This is a genomic window from Promineifilum sp. (SeqCode) (assembly GCF_041918635.1).
In the GTDB taxonomy this organism is placed as follows: Bacteria; Chloroflexota; Anaerolineae; order Promineifilales; family Promineifilaceae; genus Promineifilum.
Genome location: NZ_JAYRVJ010000493.1, coordinates 1 through 2,376, shown reverse-complemented (window position 1 = coordinate 2,376; position 2,376 = coordinate 1). Strand labels below are relative to the sequence as shown.

Below are 2,376 nucleotides of genomic sequence, written 5' to 3'. Positions count from 1 at the left end.
CTGCTCATCCTGCTGACCGTGCTGAGCATCAACTTTGTGGGCGACGGCCTGCGCGACGCCCTCGACCCCCGGAGCCGCAACGTCTGATGGCTACACCGACCACCCACCCAGACCTGTCAGGTCGGCCACCTTCGGTCGCTCTGAGACCTGACAGGTCTAAGCCCGACAAGCGCAACGTCCTGCTCGACATCCGCAACCTGGAAGTCCGCTTCCACACGCCGGAGGGCACGGTCTATGCCGTCAACGACATCTCCTACGCCGTCCACGAGGGGGAAGTGGTGGCCGTGGTGGGCGAGAGCGGCTGCGGCAAGTCGGTCAGCATGATGGCCGTGCTGGGCCTCATCCCGCGCCCGCCGGGGGAGATCGCCGGCGGCCAGGCGCTCTTCCTGGGGCGCGACCTGCTGCGGCTGTCCGAAGACGAACTGGAGGAGGTGCGCGGCGGCGACGTCGCCATGGTCTTCCAGGACCCGATGACCTCGCTCAACCCTGTGCTCAGCGTCCGGCGGCAGATGACCGAGTCGCTGCGCCGCCACTACCACATGTCGCCCGAACAGGCCCGGAGCCGCGCCGTCGAGCTGCTGGAACTGGTGGGCATCCCCGACTCCGAGCGGCGGCTGGGCGACTACCCGCACCAGTTCTCCGGCGGCATGCGCCAGCGGGTGATGATCGCCATGATGCTGGCCTGCAACCCCAGCCTGCTCATCGCCGACGAGCCGACGACCGCTCTCGACGTGACCATCCAGGCCCAGATCGTCGAACTGGTGACGCGCATGCGCGAGCACCTGGGCATGGCCCTCATCTGGATCACCCACGACCTGGGCGTGGTGGCCGGGCTGGCCGAGCGGGTCCTCGTCATGTATGCCGGCATGATCGTGGAGGAGGCGGACGTGGACAGCCTGTTCGAGCACCCGCGCCACCCGTACACGATGGCCCTGCTGGGGGCGCTGCCGCGGGTGGATCGGCGGCGCGACAGCCGGCTGAAGTCCATCCCCGGCGCGCCGCCCAACCTGCTGGTGGAGCCGCGCGGCTGCCCCTTCGCCGCCCGCTGCGACTACGTGATCGACCGCTGTCGCGAGGAACGCCCGCCGCTCTTCGCCTTCTCGCCCACGCAGCGCGCGGCCTGCTGGGTGACGGCGGGGGCAGAGCAGGGGAGCGGGGGAGCCGGGGAGCGGGGGAGCCGGGACGAATCTACCGACCGCTGGCAACCTGCCGCAGATTCACTACAAACGACGGGTAGAGAGACCGATTACCAATGAACACACAAGACACCCGAGACAACGGGGCGACAATCTCTCCCGCTCCCTCGCTTCCCCGCTCCCTCGCCCCCCTGCTCCCCTGCTCCCCTGCGTGCACACCATGACCACTGAAACGAACTCCACGAACGCGAACGCGACCGACCCCCTCGTTCGCGTGGTAGACCTGAAGAAGCACTTCCCCATTCGCCACGGGCTGCTGTTCCAGCGGGTGACCGACCACGTCCGGGCGGTGGATGGCATCTCCTTCGACATCCGGCGCGGCGAGACGCTGGGGCTGGTGGGCGAGAGCGGCTGCGGCAAGAGCACCGCCGGCCGCACCCTGCTGGGCCTCTACCCGGCCACGACCGGCGACAGCTATATCGCCGGCCACCACGTGCAGGGGGCCACCGGCGACGAGTGGCTGGCCGTCCGCCGCCAGGCGCAGATGATCTTCCAGGACCCCTACGCCTCGCTCAACCCGCGCTGGACGGTCAGCGGTATCATCGGCGAGCCGCTGCGCGTTCACCAGCTGGTGGACGGCGAGGCGGCGCGCACCGAGCGGGTCAAGGAACTCATGAACCTGGTCGGGCTGGACAGCCGCTTCGTCAACCGCTTCCCCCACGAATTCTCCGGCGGCCAGCGGCAGCGCATCGGCATCGCCCGCGCCCTGGCCTCCGACCCGCTCTTCCTGGTGTGCGACGAACCCATCTCCGCCCTCGACGTGTCGATCCAGGCCCAGGTAGTCAACCTGCTGGAGGAGCTGCAAGACCGGCTGGGACTGACCTACCTGTTCATCGCCCACGACCTGAGCATGGTGCGCCACATCTGCGACCGGGTGGCGGTGATGTATCTGGGCGTCATCGTGGAAATGGCCCCCAAGGATGACCTGTACGAGGAGCCGCTGCACCCGTACACGCGGGCGCTGCTGTCGGCTGTGCCCGTGCCCGACCCCAAGCTGGCCCGCCGCCGCCAGCGTATCATCCTGGAAGGGGACGTACCCAGCCCCATCAACCCGCCGCCCGGCTGCCGCTTCCACACCCGCTGCCCCATTGCCCAGCCCCACTGCGCCGCGTACGTGCCGGCGTGGCGGGAGATTCGGCCGGGGCATTGGGTGGCGTGTCATGAGGTGGAGCCGAAGTTT

At 69.1% G+C, this 2,376-nt stretch carries 2 protein-coding genes; both read left to right on the top strand.

Annotated features, from left to right (window positions below; genetic code table 11):
* The first annotated feature begins 86 nt into the window (after positions 1-86).
* On the top strand, positions 87-1,256 hold the full coding sequence (locus ACE3UY_RS15075) for an ABC transporter ATP-binding protein (RefSeq protein WP_374688327.1): 1,170 nt from the start codon (positions 87-89) through the stop codon (positions 1,254-1,256).
* Between the two features lie 100 nt (positions 1,257-1,356).
* Positions 1,357-2,376: ABC transporter ATP-binding protein (locus tag ACE3UY_RS15070; protein WP_374688326.1), on the top strand; the 1,020-nt coding region annotated here is incomplete at its 3' end.

Excerpts from the sequence above, each read along its gene's own strand:
- ACE3UY_RS15075 (WP_374688327.1), top strand. The coding sequence starts at position 87 with ATGGCTACACCGACCACCCACCCAGACCTGTCAGGTCGGCCACCTTCG.